At 66.8% G+C, this 16,534-nt stretch carries 16 protein-coding genes and 1 pseudogene; 8 read left to right on the plus strand and 9 right to left on the minus strand.

Translation table 11 applies throughout. The annotated features are described in order from the left end of the window. The first annotated feature begins 163 nt into the window (after positions 1-163). The 4 genes from ACZYW1_RS07510 to ACZYW1_RS07525 are packed head-to-tail and all read left to right on the plus strand — an operon-like array spanning position 164 to position 3,179. On the plus strand, positions 164-1,504 hold the full coding sequence (locus ACZYW1_RS07510) for a DEAD/DEAH box helicase (protein WP_463784570.1): 1,341 nt from the start codon (positions 164-166) through the stop codon (positions 1,502-1,504). A 50-nt stretch (positions 1,505-1,554) separates the two neighbouring features. After that, the gene (locus tag ACZYW1_RS07515; protein ID WP_463784572.1) at positions 1,555-2,070 is read left to right on the plus strand and encodes a hypothetical protein; all 516 of its coding nucleotides are present in this window, start codon (positions 1,555-1,557) and stop codon (positions 2,068-2,070) included. Then, entirely contained in the window at positions 2,063-2,686 is a 624-nt protein-coding gene (locus ACZYW1_RS07520) for an RES domain-containing protein (RefSeq protein ID WP_463784574.1), read from the plus strand. The genes ACZYW1_RS07515 and ACZYW1_RS07520 overlap by 8 nt, the downstream gene beginning before the upstream one ends. A 4-nt stretch (positions 2,687-2,690) precedes the next feature. Further along, positions 2,691-3,179, plus strand: coding sequence for a hypothetical protein (locus tag ACZYW1_RS07525; protein WP_463784576.1), 489 nt, complete (start codon positions 2,691-2,693; stop codon positions 3,177-3,179). 104 nt (positions 3,180-3,283) lie between these two features. Here the strand turns inward: ACZYW1_RS07525 and ACZYW1_RS07530 are convergent, their stop codons facing one another. The 3 genes and pseudogenes from ACZYW1_RS07530 to ACZYW1_RS07540 form a co-directional block, all read right to left on the minus strand. Then, entirely contained in the window at positions 3,284-4,330 is a 1,047-nt protein-coding gene (locus ACZYW1_RS07530; RefSeq protein WP_463784578.1) for a galactokinase, read from the minus strand. After that, positions 4,327-5,265, minus strand: a complete 939-nt coding sequence (gene galT, locus ACZYW1_RS07535) for a galactose-1-phosphate uridylyltransferase (RefSeq protein ID WP_463787732.1) — start codon at positions 5,263-5,265, stop codon at positions 4,327-4,329. The genes ACZYW1_RS07530 and galT overlap by 4 nt, the downstream gene beginning before the upstream one ends. Positions 5,266-5,301: 36 nt before the next feature. Further along, positions 5,302-5,388 (minus strand): annotated as a pseudogene (locus ACZYW1_RS07540) (galactose-1-phosphate uridylyltransferase); the annotation flags it as partial. A gap of 156 nt (positions 5,389-5,544) precedes the next feature. Between ACZYW1_RS07540 and ACZYW1_RS07545 the strand changes: the two are divergent. Next, positions 5,545-7,614 carry an FUSC family protein gene (locus ACZYW1_RS07545; protein WP_463787733.1) on the plus strand — a complete coding sequence of 690 codons (2,070 nt, stop codon included), beginning with the start codon at positions 5,545-5,547 and terminating at the stop codon, positions 7,612-7,614. Here ACZYW1_RS07545 and ACZYW1_RS07550 read toward each other — a convergent pair. After that, a complete protein-coding gene (locus tag ACZYW1_RS07550) occupies positions 7,602-8,471 on the minus strand; it encodes an alpha/beta fold hydrolase (RefSeq protein WP_463784580.1) in 870 nt (289 codons plus the stop codon). The two genes, ACZYW1_RS07545 and ACZYW1_RS07550, sit on opposite strands and share 13 nt — an antisense overlap. Next, complete coding sequence (locus ACZYW1_RS07555) at positions 8,455-9,192, minus strand: potassium channel family protein (RefSeq protein ID WP_463784581.1); 738 nt, start codon at positions 9,190-9,192, stop codon at positions 8,455-8,457. The genes ACZYW1_RS07550 and ACZYW1_RS07555 overlap by 17 nt, the downstream gene beginning before the upstream one ends. A gap of 279 nt (positions 9,193-9,471) precedes the next feature. Between ACZYW1_RS07555 and ACZYW1_RS07560 the strand changes: the two genes are divergently transcribed. After that, entirely contained in the window at positions 9,472-11,106 is a 1,635-nt protein-coding gene (locus tag ACZYW1_RS07560; protein WP_463784583.1) for a fatty acyl-AMP ligase, read from the plus strand. A gap of 12 nt (positions 11,107-11,118) precedes the next feature. Then, positions 11,119-11,916: a GAF and ANTAR domain-containing protein gene (locus ACZYW1_RS07565; RefSeq protein ID WP_463784585.1), complete on the plus strand. Its 798-nt coding sequence runs from the start codon at positions 11,119-11,121 to the stop codon at positions 11,914-11,916. Here the strand turns inward: ACZYW1_RS07565 and ACZYW1_RS07570 are convergent. The 3 genes from ACZYW1_RS07570 to ACZYW1_RS07580 all read right to left on the minus strand — a co-directional run bounded on the left by ACZYW1_RS07570 (position 11,907) and on the right by ACZYW1_RS07580 (position 14,315). Beyond that, complete coding sequence (locus ACZYW1_RS07570; protein WP_463784586.1) at positions 11,907-12,656, minus strand: GAF and ANTAR domain-containing protein; 750 nt, start codon at positions 12,654-12,656, stop codon at positions 11,907-11,909. The genes ACZYW1_RS07565 and ACZYW1_RS07570 overlap by 10 nt on opposite strands. A gap of 18 nt (positions 12,657-12,674) precedes the next feature. Next, positions 12,675-13,382, minus strand: a complete 708-nt coding sequence (locus ACZYW1_RS07575; protein ID WP_463784588.1) for a GAF and ANTAR domain-containing protein — start codon at positions 13,380-13,382, stop codon at positions 12,675-12,677. Between the two features lie 117 nt (positions 13,383-13,499). Beyond that, positions 13,500-14,315, minus strand: a complete 816-nt coding sequence (locus tag ACZYW1_RS07580) for a transglutaminase-like domain-containing protein (RefSeq protein WP_463784590.1) — start codon at positions 14,313-14,315, stop codon at positions 13,500-13,502. Between the two features lie 194 nt (positions 14,316-14,509). Here ACZYW1_RS07580 and ACZYW1_RS07585 point away from each other — a divergent pair, with 194 nt between their 5' ends. After that, positions 14,510-14,953, plus strand: coding sequence for a DUF5994 family protein (locus tag ACZYW1_RS07585; protein WP_463784592.1), 444 nt, complete (start codon positions 14,510-14,512; stop codon positions 14,951-14,953). Here ACZYW1_RS07585 and ACZYW1_RS07590 read toward each other — a convergent pair. Beyond that, the gene (locus ACZYW1_RS07590) at positions 14,950-16,341 is read right to left on the minus strand and encodes a wax ester/triacylglycerol synthase domain-containing protein (RefSeq protein WP_463784594.1); all 1,392 of its coding nucleotides are present in this window, start codon (positions 16,339-16,341) and stop codon (positions 14,950-14,952) included. The two genes, ACZYW1_RS07585 and ACZYW1_RS07590, sit on opposite strands and share 4 nt — an antisense overlap. Between the last annotated feature and the right edge of the window lie 193 nt (positions 16,342-16,534).

Raw genomic sequence — 16,534 nt, forward strand, 5'->3', positions numbered from 1 at the left:
CCGCCGGTAGGTTAGTCTGGTCTCAACGTCGGCATCATCAGCACGCTGACACGTCGTGGACTGCTCCGACATTCCATTCCAAGCTTTCTCGCGGCGATCGATTTTGCCCACCGGCAATCTCGCCACCTGTATTTCCTGATGCCCCGAAAGGCACTGTCTCACAATGACTTCTGTCTCCTTCGCTGAACTCGGCGTGCCCGAGCGACTGATCAGCAACCTGTCCTCGCGCGGTATCGACGCGCCCTTCCCGATCCAGATCGACACCCTGCCCGACACGATGGCCGGCCGCGACGTGCTCGGCCGCGGCAAGACCGGTAGTGGCAAGACACTTGCCTTTTCGATCCCGCTGGTCACCCGCCTCGCCACGGCGAAGCGGCGGCCCAAGTATCCGACCGGCCTTGTCCTGGCACCCACCCGTGAGCTGGCCACCCAGATCACCGCGGCGCTGGAGCCGCTGGCGGCCAGCTACGGCCTGAAGGTCACCACGATCTTCGGTGGGGTGTCGCAGACCCGCCAGGAATCCGCGCTCAACGGCGGCGTCGACATCGTCGTCGCCTGCCCGGGTCGGCTGGAAGACCTGATGCGCCAACGGCTGATCAGCCTCGACGCGGTCGACGTCACGGTTCTCGACGAGGCCGACCACATGGCCGACCTCGGCTTCCTGCCGGGTGTCACCCGCATCCTGGCCGCGACGCCGCCGAGCGGTCAGCGCCTGCTGTTCTCCGCGACCCTGGACAACGGCGTCGACAAGCTGGTCAAGCGGTTCCTGCGCAACCACGTCATGCACTCCGTCGACGAGGCGAACTCGCCGGTCGCGGAGATGACCCACCACGTATTCCACGTCGAAAGTGTCGGCGCGAAAACCGAATTGGTGCACCGCCTGGCCTCCGGCACCGGCCGTCGCATCCTGTTCATGCGCACCAAGCACCAGGCCAAGAAGCTGGCCCGCCAACTCACCGAGTCCGGGGTGCCGTCAGTTGACCTGCACGGCAACCTTTCCCAGCCGGCCCGTGACCGCAACCTGGCCGCCTTCGCCTCCGGCGAGGCCCGCGTGCTGGTGGCCACCGACATCGCCGCCCGCGGTGTGCACGTCGACGACGTGCAGCTGGTGGTCCACGTCGACCCGCCCGCCGAGCACAAGGCATACCTGCACCGCTCCGGTCGTACCGCCCGCGCCGGCAGCTCCGGCGACGTGGTTACCGTCGTGCTTCCCGACCAACGCCGCGACACCTCCGCGCTGATGAAGCGGGCCGGTATCGCTGCCCGCCCGCAGCAGGTGACCGCGGCGTCAGAGCCCGTCGCGCAACTGGTCGGCGAAATCGCCCCCTACCAGGCCCCATCCCCCAAGCCGGTGCAGGCACAGCCCGCACAGCGGTCTCAGCAGCGACGCCGTCCGAACCGCGGCGGCGAGCGGGCCAAAGCCGCTCACAGCGGCCAGCGTGCAGGCGGGCGTGGCCGCCGCAGTGGCGCCGGCGCGGGAGCGTCACGCCGCACCGCCTACTGAGACCTGTTTCGATTGTTTCAATAGGTGAGGGCTGCTGGTAGCCTGGAGTCGTGTCCACTACCGTCGCCCCGTTGGTTCGCCAGGTCGCCGAACGTGCCCGCACCGAACCCGGTTTCGCCGAGGTGCTCGACGCCATCCTCGGCGCACCGACCACCCCGCACGGAACCCTGCAGCGTGTCGCCGCGAAAAGCCTGAACGAAGAACGCCGTGGCGCACTCGTGCGCGAATTCGTCGAGGGCTCGCTGGCGACGCCGAAGGTGCAGCAACGCCTGGCCCTGCAGTCGCCGCAGGCCGTGCATCGGCTACGCAGCCGGGGCAAGCTGATCGGCTCGGCGGTGGGCAACCAAACCTACTTCCCCGCTTGGCAATTCGATGCCGACCGGGTGCGCACGGATCTGCCGCGCATCCTCGACCTGCTGTCGACGTTCACCTCCGACCCGCTGGCTGCTGACCGGATCATGCGGCTCAAACACGACGACCTGGGCGGCTCGTCGATCGCCGAGGCGCTACGCCGGCCCAAGAGCGTTGACGCCGCCTGGCGGATGCTCGCCGGCATCGGTGCCTGACCTTTCCGCCGGCTATCGAAAGCCGCTTCCCGACACCCGACCGGTCGGGCTGCGACGCCGTCGCGTGGACGCCGGCACCGAATTGTGGCGAGTCGAAGCGGCACCACCCGACCAGTGGACCTGGGCTGGATTTCCCTCAGCCCGTTACCGGTTCGACCCGGAATCCGGTGCTTTCCGAACCCGTTATGCGGCAAGCGCTCTCGTCGGCGCATTCCGCGAGCGCTACCGCCCCACCGGTCTGATGATCCCCGCCGACCATGCCGAGCACCGGCTGGTGCGGCTCGTCGCCACCCGGCACCTGCGGGTGCTGGACCTGCGCACCGAAGCCAACCTCGACATCCTCGGTCTCGACGACCAGATCAGCACCGGCCAGCACGAGGACGTGTGGCGAACCTGCAATCGGCTCGCCGACGCCGTCAAGCGGTGGTGGCCGCCTAACGACGCGGTGGACGCGGTGGTCTACCGACCGCGCACCACGCCGGAGACGTCGATCAACTACGCGTTCTTCGCCCTCGAGCCGTTCACCGTCGAGTCGTGGCCGCTGGCCGAACGCACCGAGGTGCTGACCGATTTGGTCCTGCGGCACGGTTTCACCATCGGCTGGGAGCTACCGTGAAGGCATGACCGAGCAGTCCAACCCGATCACCCAGTCGCACCCGCCGAAGGCGTTTATGCGGCTGGTGCTGAATCCGATTCTGGCGCGCCTGCTGCACACTCCATTCGCGGGCCCGGCGCGCACCCAGTTCATGGTCGTCGACTTCACCGGCCGTAAGAGCGGACGACCGTATTCGCTTGTGCTGAGCGCACATCTGATCGACGGCATCCTCTACGCGATGACCGGGGCCACCTGGAAGGCCAACTTCCGTGGTGGTGCTCCAGCGCGGGTGCGGTTCGACGGCGCGACGACGGCGATGCAGGGCGAGCTGATCACCGATGCGGCTCACTCCGCCGACTTGTACGCCCGCTGCGCCGAGAACTACGGCGTCAAGCGAGCCGAGCGGGTGATGGGCATCGGGTTCCGCGACCACCGCATGCCGACCCGCGAGCAGTTCGGCGAGGCGGCCGCAACGCTGGGGCTGCGGGCGATTCGGTTCACTCCTGCGTCCTGAGGTGACCGAGTGTCGATGTGCCCACCTCTGAGCGACAAACTCGGCAGGGGTGCGCGGTTGTCGCTGTGAGGCGGGCACATCGAACACCCCGACCTCGCTGTTACTCACGTGGCGGATGCGCCTGCTGCGGCGTAGGTCGATGTGACCACCGCCGACGAAGGCACCGCCGCGCGCACCGCAGATACGCGATCAACGGGCACCAACGCGATCACGCAGCCGCCGAAGCCGCCGCCGGTCATCCGGGCACCCAGCGCACCGGCGTCCACCGCGGCAGCGGCGATCGAGTCGATATGCGGGGTGGTGATGGCGAAGTCGTCGCGCATCGACGCATGCGACGCGCTGAAAATCCGGCCGGCCTCCGCGTAATCCGAATCACCCAACGCCGCAACGAAGTCCAGGACGCGTCGGTTCTCGGTCAGCACATGCCGCGCGCGGCGGGCATCGACGGGATCGCTCACCTCGGTAAGAGCTGCGAGGTCGTTGACCTCCCGCAGCGAGACGACACCGAGCTGCGCGGCCACCCGCTCACACGACAATCGGCGCGCCGCATATTCACCGCCGACGTGGCCGTGCCGCTCCCGCGAATCGATCAGCAACAACTCGACACCGCTCGACAACGGGTCGAAGCCGACCGGTGAAACGGTCAGGTCGCGAAAGTCGACCAGCAGCGCCGTCGACGCCGCACCGAACAGCGACGAGATCTGATCCAGCAAACCCGTTGGGGCGCCGACATACTCGTTCTCAGCACGCTGGGCCAGCCGGGCCTGTTCCATCCGGTCGAGGTGCGGGGCCAACGCACCCAGCACCGCGCACTCCAGCGCCGCCGAGGACGACAGCCCCGAGCCCATCGGCACCTGGCTGGTGATCGACATCGTCCCCCCAGGCACCGGATGTCCGGCGCTACGCAGCGCCCAGACCACGCCCGCCACGTAGGCCGCCCACCCGGTCACGTCCGCGGGTTCGGTAGTCAATGGAATCCGGACCGCGCCGTCGGCGAGGTCGCTGGACACGGTCAGGGCACCGTCGCCGGAGGGCTCGAACACCACAAACGTCCGCTCCGGCAACGCGATCGGCAACGACCAGCCGAGGTTGTAGTCGGTGTGCTCGCCGATCAGGTTGACCCGACCCGGCGCCGAATATCGGATCGTCATGCAAGGTCACATAGCCGGGCGGCGACAGCCTCAGGCACCACGTCGGTGATGAACGCGTCCATCGCCGACTCCGACGCCGCCAGATACTTCAGCGCGGTGGCGCTGCGCCGGATCGACATCAGCTCGACGTGGAAGTAGCCCTCGCGCAAGGCAGGCGTGTCCGAGTATTGGTGCAGCGCCGAAATGTAGGGCAGCGGGCCGGCGTACATCCGGTCGAAGCGGCGCAGGATGTCCTGGTAGAGCGAGGCGAAGTCGTCGAGTTCGGCCTCGGACAAGTCAATGAGGTTGTGCACGAACCGGTTCGGGTAGATGTGTACCTCGACCGGCCAGCGCGCGGCGAACGGTACGAACGCGGTGAACAAGTCGGTTCGGGCCACGATCCGGCTGCCGTCGGCGACCTCGGCGGCCAGCAAGTCGGCGAACAGGTTGCCACCCTGGTGCGCAGCGGCCTGCTGCATCATCGCCGCCGTCCGGGGTGTCAGAAACGAGTAGCCGTAGATCTGGCCGTGCGGATGGGCCAGCGTCACGCCGATCTCCTCGCCCCGGTTCTCGAAGCAGAACACCTGCTGCACAACCGGCGACGCCAGCAGGGCCGCCGTCCGGTCCCGCCAGGCGTCGACCACCAGCCGGGCGTGCGGCTTCGGTAACGCGGCGAAAGAACCCGTGTGGTCGCTGGAGAAACAGATCACCTCACAGCGCCCGACCCCCGGCAGCGGCGTGAAACCGTCCGCGGCCGAGGCGGGAGCCCCCGCGCCGGACAGCGACGGGAAGCGGTTCTCGAAGACCACCACGTCGTAGTCGGGTGCGGGCACCTCACTGGTCAGCCCCGTCGGCCCCGGGCAGAGCGGACACTGGTCCGGGGGCGGCTTGTAGGTACGGTCCTGGCGGCGCGCGGCGATGATGACCCACTGCCCGGTGCTCTGGTCGAAGCGCAACTGCGACTGCCCCGGCTCGAAAGGGGACAGCGGCCGGCGGTCGGCAACTGGCGCCGGGGTGCGGCCGGGCAGTGAGAAGAACAACAACTCACGGCCGTCGGCCAGCGTCGCTCGCGTGCTCATCGCGTCCCATCTTGGTCGCTGTGCCAGAGTCGAGTACGACAGACACGCGATTCGCGTGAGAGAGGCTGGCCACGGGTGTTCGGTGATGCAACCGCGCGGTACCGGCGGGCGCGCAACTGGGCGATCGGGTCCGATCCCGGGCTGCTCCGGCTGCGGATGGCCGCCCGCACGACCGCCGCGCTGGGCACCTCGCTGCTACTCCTGTTCCTGCTGGCGAAGGCAACCGGACAGCCACTGACGGTGGCGCTGCTCGGCGCGGTGATCACGATGATCTCGGCCCGCTCGGTGAACGAAACCGATCCGCGCCGCCAGCTCGTCACGATGGCGCTGCTGCCGCTGCCCGCCGCGCTCACGATCACCGCCGCGGCACTGGTCACACCGCATCCGGTGGTGGGCGACGTGCTGTTCGTGGTGGTTGTGTTCGGTGCGGTCTACGTGCGCCGTTTCGGCCCGCGCGGGACGGCGCTGGGCATGGTCGCCTTCATGTCGTACTTCTTCTCGCTGTACCTGCGGGCTCAGTTGTCCGAGCTGCCGTGGCTGATCGGCGCGACGGTGGTGGGCACGCTGTGCAGCTTCGTGTGGAGCACCTATCTGATGCCGGACCGGCCGAAAAGCGTCCTGCGGGAAAGCATCCGGTCATTGCGGGCGCGGATGGCGATCGCGGTCGACACCACCGCCGACGCCGTGCGACTCGGCGACCCGGACGAGCGGCGTCAGCGCCGGCTGCGAATTCGGTTGCGCCGCCTCAACGAGACGGCATTGGCGGTCCAAGCCCAGATCGAAGACCGCGTCAATCCGGGCGTGTTGTGGCCGGGGGTCAGCGGCGAAGACCTCGCACTGTGGCTGTTCGACGCCGAACTCACCGTCGAACGCCTCGCGACCGCGGGCACCCGCGCTGCGTTCGCCGACCTGCCCGCCACCACCCGGACCGAACTGGCGGACACCGTCACAATGCTGGCGCGGGCGATCCGCACGCCGCACACCGAAGGGCTCACCCAGACCGCGCACGTCGCTCGCGAGCAACTCGATCGGGATCCGGACGACGTGCCGGTGCGCCGCGTCGCGCTGGCCATCATCGACACCGCCAAAGCCACCGCCGAAGTCCGCAGGCGCATCGACGGAATCGCGACCGAGATGCCGCCGACCGACAGCCCCGCGCTGCCCGAGACGCGGCCGCAGCACGGCATGCTGCCCTCCACCCGGCAGGCCGTTCAGGTGGCGGTCGCCGGGGCGTTGGCCATCATCGTCGGCGAGATCGTCTCGCCGTCGCACTGGTACTGGGCGGCGATCGCCGCGTTCGTGATCTTCGCCGGCACCAACACCTGGGCCGAGACTCTCGACAAAGGCTGGCAGCGACTGCTCGGCACCGTGCTCGGTGTGCCCAGCGGGGTGCTGGTCGCCACCCTGGTGTCCGGCAGCAAGATCGCATCGCTGTCGATGATCTTCATATGTCTGTTCTGTGCCTTCTATTTCATGAAGGTCACCTACAGCCTGATGACGTTCTGGATCAGCACCATGCTCGCCCTGATGTACGGCCTGCTCGGCGAATTCACCTATGGGTTGCTGGTGTTGCGGATCGAGGAGACGGCGGTCGGTGCGGTCATCGGGATCGCGTCCGCGATCCTGGTGCTCCCGATCAACACCCGAGCCAAGATTCGCGGCGACGCCCATACCTTCTTCCTCACCCTGTCCGATCTCGTCGAGGCATCGGTGGCCAGTCTGCTGGGCACTCCCGCGCCCGCCAGGCTGACCGAGACAGCGCGTCAGCTCGGTCGCGACCTGCAGCAGTTCCGGATCACCGCCAAACCGATGAGCACCGGCATCGCCGGACTGTCCGGCCGCCAGACCATGCGGCACGGCGTCCGGATGCTCACCGCGAGCGATCGCTACGCGCGAATCCTGGCTCGCAGCAGCGAGTTACACATCGAAACGCCCCTTGAGCTGACGGAGGCGATCCGGGCGGCCGCCGGCCAGATCCGCCGCAACATCGACGTGTTGGTCACGGCGCTGGAGTTCGACGAGCCCGCGAACGTTTTCCCGTCGACCGACTACATCGACGCCGCGGAGACACTCGCCCGCCACGACGTCGACGATCCGCTGGCACCGCAGCACCGACGGCTGATGAACGCACTGCACGCCCTGCGCCAGCTGGACCGGGTCGTCATCAACGCCGCGATCGACTTGGGCGCCCACAACGGCGTCCTGCTGCCGCTTCAAACCGCTTGACGATTAAGGAAATTCAATACCGCATCGGCGAACAGGTCGTTACGATCGCCGGCGACCATGTGCCCGGCACCCTGCACGTCGACGAATTCGACCTGCGGGAAGCGGGCCAGAAACTCCTCGGCGCGGTCCTGGCTGACCAGGTCGCTGACTTGACCGCGCACCAGCAGCATCGGCACGCAGCCGGCCAGGATCGCCTCGACCGCGTTGTTCATCCGGTCGACATCGGTCAGCTCGTGGGGTGGCAGAGATGCATTCTCGCTGATGAACTTCGGGTCCCAGTGCCAGTACCAGCGGCCGTCGCGGTGCCGCAGATTGGTGCGCAGCCCGTCGAGGTCGGACGGCCGCGGCCGGTGCGGGTTGTACTCGGCGATCATGTCGGCCACTTCGTCGAGCGAGGAGAATCCGGTCTGCATCCGGTCGGCCATGAAGTCGTGAATGCGACTGGCGCCGGACTGGTTCATGTTGGGAACGATGTCGACCAACACCACCGCACGGGCGATACCCGGCGAAAGCTCGCCCGCCAGAAGCATTGTGGTGAACCCGCCCAACGACGCACCGACCAGGACCGGTTTCGGGGGAAGCCGGCGCAGCACCTCCTGCACGTCGCCGGCGAAGCTGGTCAATCGGTAGTCACCCTCGTCTGACCAATCAGATTCTCCGTGACCGCGGAAGTCGAGGGTGACCGCCTGCCAGCCGCGCCCGGCGACCGCGGCAGCCGCCTTGCCCCACGAGCGCCGGGTCTGCCCGCCGCCGTGCAGGAACACCACCGCCGGTGTCGCCGGATCCCCGATCCGGTCGGCGACGATCCGGGTGCCGCCGACACCTGACGTGGTGAAGGTTTCAGGCGCGAGCGTCACGTTCGTCCCTTTCCCGCAGCTGCTGGCCCAATGCCCGGATCTCGCCGCGCAGATCCTCGATGTGCGCGACGGTGGCCGCTTGCATCGTGGACTCCTCCTCGGCCACCCGCTGGATGATCCACGACGCGAGCGCGGCGGTCACGACCCCGACCAGGCTGATGCCGCCGATCATCAGCATCACGGCGATGACGCGGCCGGCGTTGGTGATCGGATAGAAGTCGCCGTAACCAACCGTCGTCACCGTGGTGATCGACCACCAGATGGCCTTGCCGAACGAGTCGATCTTCGCGCCGGGCAGGTAGCGCTCTTTGTCGAAGATGGCCAGTGACGCGCTGTAGATCAACAGCACCACACCGGACAGGGTGTAGACGACGATGCGGCCGCGAAAGGCATCGCCGACCGCCCGCTGCATCAGTTCGATCAGAATCAGCAAGCGCAACAGGCGAAGTGGCCGCAACAGCGGCAACGTCACGATCGCGAAATCCAGGAGATGCCGCCGGAACCAGTGCCACCGGTTCGGCGCGAGGTAAAGCCGCACAACGTAATCCGCCATGAACAGGCCCCAGATGGACCAGTCGGTCGCCCAGAGCACGCGGGTGGTGAGCCCGTGCGGCTGGACCAGCACCTGAATCGAGAAGATCACCAAGAAACAGAATGCGGCGAAGGCCAGCGGCCACTCGGAACGCCGCTCCCAACGCTGCAGGTTGGCCTCGGTTCTCATGACGCGAAGTATCGCCGGTGGGCTCAACTGTTGTGCGACGATCCCGGAAAAACGCGTGGGCGAACATGCTTAGCGTGATGCGAAGTGTCGCGGGTGGTTCCGACATCAACCCCGATGTGGTGGAGAGACGCCAGCCGACTTGGTAACGTCTTCACCGGTTGACACTCCAGCCTCACGGAAACGTCACGGTGGCGACGCGATTTCCCCGCCGACGAGCGCCTAAGCGCCGATGTGGACCGCAAACAAATTCGGGTTCTACTTTGCGCTGGGAGTCGCATAGTGAGCCGCTTCACCCAAACCATGTTCGACAACGCTGAGAGCAGCCCGCAGGGCCTGATCACCGGGGAGCCGGACGCGCCCGTCCGCCACACCTGGCGCCAGGTGCACCAGCGGGCCGGCCGGGTGGCAGGTGGCCTGGCCAAGGCCGCCGTAGGCCACGGCGACGCGGTCGCCGTGCTGGCCGGAGCGCCGGTCGAGATCGCGCCGGTCGCTCAAGGCATCTGGATGCGGGGCGCCAGCGTGACCATGCTGCATCAGCCCACGCCGCGCACCGACCTGCTGCGCTGGTCCGAGGAGACGACAGCCGTCATCAATCTGATCGGCGCCAGGGCCGTGGTGGTGTCCGACCCGTTCATGGCCGCGGTCCCGCTGCTGGTCGAGCGGGGCATGCAGGTGCTCACCGCCGAACAACTACTCGACAGCCAGTCGATCGGGCCCGTCGAGACCGACGACGACGACATCGCGCTGCTGCAGCTGACGTCCGGCTCGACCGGGTCGCCGAAGGCGGTCCAGATCAGCCATCGCAACGTCGTGGCGAATGCCGAGGCGATGTACGTCGAAGCGGAAGTCGACCCAGACCTCGACGTGATCGTCAGCTGGCTGCCGTGCTTCCACGACATGGGCATGACCGGCTACCTGACCGCGCCGATGTACTTCGGCATCGAGCTGGTCAAGATCACCCCGATGGACTTCCTGCGCGACGCCTTGCTGTGGGCCAGGCTGATCGACAAATACCGGGCGACCATGACGGCAGCCCCCAACTTCGCCTACACCCTGTTGGCCAAGCGGCTGCGCAACCAGGCCCAGCCTGGGCAGTTCGACCTGTCCAGTCTGCGATGGGCACTGTCCGGCGCGGAGCAGGTCGAGCCGGCCGACGTCGAGGACCTGTGCGAAGCCGGGGCGCCGTTCGGGCTACGCCCGGAGGCGATGGTGCCCGCCTACGGCATGGCGGAGACGACGGTTGCGCTGTCGTTCACCGAGTGCGGCCGGGGATTGCTCGTCGACGAAGTCGATGCCGATTTGCTTGCCGCGCTGCATCGGGCGGTGCCGACGTCACGGGGCAAGACCCGGCGGTTGGCGTCGCTGGGCCGTCCACTCAAGGGGCTGGAGGCACGGATCGTCGATCAAAGCGGCATGCCGCTGCCCGCCCGCAGCGTCGGTATCATCAACGTTCGAGGGGAGCCGGTGACGCTCGGCTACACCACGATCGACGGTTTCGTGTCCGCGCAGGACCACGAAGGCTGGTATGACACAGGCGATTTGGGCTACCTCACCGAGATCGGCGATCTGGTGGTGTGCGGTCGGCTGAAGGACGTGATCATCATGGGCGGGCGCAACATCTACCCGACCGACATCGAGCGTGCCGCCGCTCGGGTCGAGGGGGTCCGGCCCGGCTGTGCGGTCGCGGTGCGCCTACAGGCCGGCCATCCGCGGGAGACTTTCGCGGTGGCCGTCGAGGCCACCGTCTGGGACAACCCGGACGAGGTGCGCCGCGTCGAGCGTCAGGTCGCCCACGAGGTGATCGCCGAGGTCGACGTACGGCCCCGCAACGTCGTCGTGCTCGAACCGGGAATGATCCCGAAGACGCCGTCCGGAAAACTGCGCCGCGGCCACGCGTTGACCTTGGTCACCTAGGTCGAGCGGTCGATGAGAAGCTTTGACGCCCAACCGGGCCGGATCACCGAAATGTCCAGCGCTCAAAAGGGTTCCGACGAACTCGATTTGCACGCCGGGCTGCGCGGACTGGCCCGGATGGTGGCGGGCGCCCGCGACGTGATCGAGTTGCTGTGCCAGGTCGCCGAGTTCGCCGCCGACGCCATACCCGGTGTCGATGGCGCCGGGGTCGCACTGGTCAACGACGGCAAAGGGTTACCGGTACTTCAAACGGCCTCTGCCACGGCCGGATTCGTCCACGAAATCGATTCATTCCAGTACAACGAGTTGGGCGAAGGCCCGTGCGTCACATGCATCCACACCGGACGGACCACGGTCAGCGGATCGCTCGCGGCCGACGACCGCTGGCCTCGTTTCGGCGGGCGGGTCGGACGGATGGGCGTGCACTCGGCGCTGTCGTTGCCGCTACTGGTCGGCGAGCAATTGATCGGGGCGATCAATTGCTACGCCAGGAGCCACGATGCGTTCGGCGAACATGCCATCCAGCTGGGCACTCAGTTCGCCGAGCCGGCGGCGGTGTCGATCTACAACGCCGAACTCCTGGCCGAGGCACGAGCACGCGCCGAGAAATTGGAAGAGGCCTTGGACAACCGCGCGGTGATCGACCAGGCGATCGGGATCGTCCGCAGCCGGACGGGCGTCAGCCATGAGGTGGCGTTCAGCCGCCTGGTCCAGATGAGTCAGAACGGCAACCTCAAGCTGAGGGTGGTTGCGGCACGATTGGTCGAGGACGCCGTGCGACGCGCGCAGGCACGCCGGACTCAGTCGTGAGCCAGCTGACCGAGTCTCCGCAATAGCACCGGGCGCGCGCCGGGTTCGGACATCAACTGTCGTGCCAGATCGGTGAGGTGTTCGTTGTGGGAACGCGCGTATCTGCGCAGCAGCGAAAATGCTTCGTCCACCGAGATGTCGAGCCGTTCCCGCAGAAATCCTTTGGCCTGCTCGACGACGATGCGGTTGGTCAGCGCCGACCGCAGCTGCGGTATCACCGACGCGGGTGTGGGCGGGTGCTCCTGCAGGATCGCCACGCATGCGACGTGCGCCAGCGTCTGGCTCACCAGCAGATCGGATTCGTCGAGTCGGCCGGCGTGATTGCCGAACAGGCCGAGGGAACCCAGGACGATTCCGGCGGCCCGCATCGGCACGGCATGCACCGAGACAATGCCCGCTCCGAGCGCGGCCGGAACGAATTGCGGCCACCGCCGGGATTCGGTGCGCAGATCCGCCACCGAAACCGGCTGGCCGCTCGCGAAACACTCGACGCAGGGACCCTCGTCGACCTGCAACTGGAAGAGTTCCAGCTCACGGGTCTGGCTGGACGTCGCGGCCAACAGCCGAAGCTGCCCGAGCGGATCGGCGAGCAGGAACCCCGCCGTTCCGACATTCAGCAATTCGGCGCAGCGTTCGGTGAGTTCGGTCAATAGTTCGACGATGTCGAAGTCATCGAGCAGGCTGTCGACGAGTGAAACCACCGCGTCGAGCACTCGGGCCTCACGAGGTTGATCGGTCATGTCGCCCTCCTTAACGGGCTAATCGGCATCAAGACGCAACCTTCGATCCAAAATGTCGCGCGCGACATCGGTGGCGCTGCGGCCGGTTGCGTAGGCGTGCGCGCGAAGACGCACCAGCGCCTCCGCAGGTTCGATCTCCAACTGTGCGACGAGCATGCCGGTGGCCTGGCTGACCTCCGTGCGGCTCAATGCGTTGAACTCGGCCCACGAGCTGCTGGTCGGGTCGTTGACCGCGTCCTGTAAATCCGCATCCATCAAGTCGAGCAAAGGGGCCCCCGCCAATTCGGCGGCGACGATGGCGCCGGCCAGTTCCTCGCTGCGCAACTCACCGGGTTGAACGCGGAAAAGGTCAAGAGCGCCAACGAATTCGCCGGCCAGCACGACCGGAATGGCGAATACGCCGCGAATCTTGTAGTCGAGCAGCGCCGGACGGTACAGCGGCCAGCGAACGTTGCTGGGCTTGGCCAGGTCAGCGATCAGGATGGGGCCGCGCGTGGTGACGGAGTCCAGGCAGGGCCCCTCACCGATGGTGAACTGGAGTTCGTCGTAGACCCGGGCAGCTGCGCCGCTGGAACCCAGCGTTCCGCTGGCAACTCCGGAGAACACCAGCGAAATGGCCGCTGCGTCAATGCCGAACAGCATCACGCAGGCCTCGCACAGCGAGTCGGCCGCGGCTAAGCCTCGCCGGCCGTCGACGGCCGCGCGTAATTGCTCGTCGATCGCCACATTTAGCCGAGCGAGGATCGGGCGGCGATCGGCATGCCCGAATGTCGAAGTGGCGAGGTCATGACTCCACCATTCACTAGTTGGCGTCGATTTGCGAACATCGGCGCAGTCAGCCCGCTAGCCGATCGAGACGAGTTGATCGATCGAGTCGATCGGCAGATCACCGTTCACGATGGCGATCACCGCTAATTTGTGTAAGACAATCGCCCCGCGGTGGTTGTCCAGGAAGGCGATGTCAGCAGCGTCGCGCCCGGTGGCGATGCGCACCAGCGATTGCCGGGGGGCCAGTAGGGTTCCGTCGACCACCCGCCACTGCCCGCCGACGAAAGCCTCGGCCACCGCGTGAAAATCCATCGGATACAAGCCCGGCGCGTACACCGACACCGCCCGGGCCGGGATCTTGACCGCTCGAAGCAGAGCCACCACCAGATGCGCGAAGTCGCGGCAGACCCCGGCTCCGGCGAGAAGAGTCTCCACCGCTCCGTCGATCGGGTCGCTCGAGCCCGGCACGTAGTTCAGCCGAGTGCCCACCCAGAGCGACACTCGCTCCAGCAGTGTCGTCGAATCGACGTAGCTGCCGAATTCCGTTCCGGCGAAACCATAAAGCTTGTCGGCCTCGGCGTAGCGGCTCGGGCGCAGATACATCGACAGGTCGGCTTCGGTGACCGGCGCCGGATCGGTCCGGCCGACGATTGTCGCGGCATAGTCGACGGTCAGGTAGCCGACCGGGACTTCCAGTTTGTGGATGCGGTTGCCGTGGGTTCCGCTGATCTCCAGAGCCTGGACCGGCTTACCGTCCAGCATGAACGACAACCGTTCTGACACTTGGGTATTCGGGTGCGGAGCAACGGCGATCTGAAATTCCAACGTCGTCGGATCGGTGATCTCGACCTCGAGTTCGGCGGCCACCTCCCGTTCGAGCTGGCGGTCCATCAGAAATTCCTTGTCCTCGAAAGTGATTAGGTGCCGTCGCAAAATCGCCGCTGGCTGAGAGCGTTCCCCTGCCGAGAGTACACGCGCGGTGTAGCGTCGAAGGAGTCGGCGATTCTTCGCACACGACCGGTTGAGATTGTGTCGTCGCCGATCTGAATTATCTGGTCGATTCGCGGCCAAGACAGGAGCGTCGCATGACGCTACGAGATGCCCGAAACGTACCCGATTCCGCCCACGCCGGGCCGCAGAACACTCCCCGCCTGCGCCTGAAGCCGAAAGCGCCGAGCACCGGCCATGTCGATGGCGCGTGGTGGCCGCACAGCGACGACCTCGCCGTCGAGCTCCCGGATTTGTTGGCAGTACTGTCTGTGCGCCTCGGCCCGATCGAGCAGGTCACCTACAACTTCGCGGATTGGGCGGCGGCACCGGCCACCTTCTCGACCGGCGGGGTCACGGTCAGGCTCAGCGGTTTCTACCAGCAAGAAGGCAACACCATCGAGGTCATCGGCGCCGATCGAGCCAAGATCGTGCTGCTGGTGGTGGCGAGCCGCACCGAACCGGAGCATGCACACGACATCCTGATGTCGGCCGCGACTCCTCAGGACGAGTCGACCGTCGACGGCTTGCTGAACGACTAAGCCCGCGCCTGCCCACGCCGGCCGGCGTGTGTGGCCATCTCGGTGACAACCGAACGGCCTTGTCCGCGTGGTGATTTGCGCGCCGCATCGACCAAGGCGCCCAGCGCTTCGACAATTCCGGTCGCGATCTCGTGGACGGCGGGCACATTGTCGGGACATACGCACACACTGAGATGCAACTCGTCGCCGTGGGTGGTCGGCGTGATGGTCAAACCACAGCCCCGGGCCAGGGGCGTCACGGTGTGCATTCCGACCACCTCGGCACCGGCACAGTAGGCGGCCAGCGGCTCGTCCGGCACCGGCAAGACACTTCCGTGCGAGAGCGGCGTCAGTCGTTGCAGCACATCCAATTTCCGCACGATCCGCATCCCGGCGTTCAGCACCGGCAAGGGGACCAGCGTCGCGATGGCTCCGACGTCGACGCTGAGACGATTTCCGCCCTCTTCGTCCGGAGCGGCGGTGTTCAGACTCTCGGTGGCGGAATGCAGGTTGGTCAGCACTTCGACGGGATCACCCAGCTGCACCGGCACCCAAATCTGGGCGGCGGACTGTGGCAGCGGCATCCACATCACCAGCGGGTGGTCGGGCACCGTGCCGTGCCGACGCAGCCACGCGCGTAACGACAAGGTGCACGCGGCCAGCAGGACGTTGGTGACGTCTCCGCCGAAGGCATTGCTGACCGTTTCCAGATCGGCTTGCCGGGCCGATGCGAATGCCACCGCGCGGCGATCGGTCAGGGGCGCGGTGAAAGCGTTGTCTGCGGGTCGGGCCCGCACTGGCAGCACCGCGCGGAACTCCGAATCACGTTCGGCGACAATGTGTTTGTCAGCGGGTTGATGACCCCGGGCCGAGCGCGCCGTACCGGCGAGCGTCTGGGCGACCAAGAGCACACTCTTGATCTGCAATTCGATGACTGCGGCGATCGCCTCGGCGGCCAGTTCGCCCATCTCGGGATTGTCCGCATTCGGCTGGCTGGGCTGATCTTCGCTGCCGTCGTCCAGCGGCCGGGAACGGAGCAGGCGTGACCAGATCAACGCGACGTCGAGTCCACTCTCGGACAGCACCGACGACAGCCGCAGCACCAGTGCCCAGCGGCCGGCCGGTAGGCCGTCGACACTCCATGCCTCCCAGAGGATTTCAGGTCGATCGGGCGATTCGATACCCAGGCGGGCAATTAGTTCGTCGAATTGGCGTTGACCACCGGGCGCCTCGAGGGTGGCGCGGTGGATCTGCGATGAGGGGTCGTACTGATCGATCTCGGCCCAGTACGGTGGACCCACGCCGAGCGGCCTGGTCACCCGCCGGCTGCGCAGACCGGTCAGCCGCGGGAGGGCCGAAGCGACCAACTGCCCGAGCAGCTCGTGGCTGAGGTGATCGGCCGGCTCCATGACGACGAACGAAACGGTAGAAGCATCGGTTGTCGACTTCTTCTCAAGAAGCCGTAGCGCGTCGACAGCCGATGACCGGACAGTAGTCAGAAAACTTGCGGGCACATCGACCAGACCTAGCAGACGGCGCTTCCCAATCGAGGCTCGCTTGGCACGCCGTCAAGACCGGACCAACACTACGCTTGTCCGGACT

This window comes from Mycobacterium sp. IDUB_36, assembly GCF_055419225.1.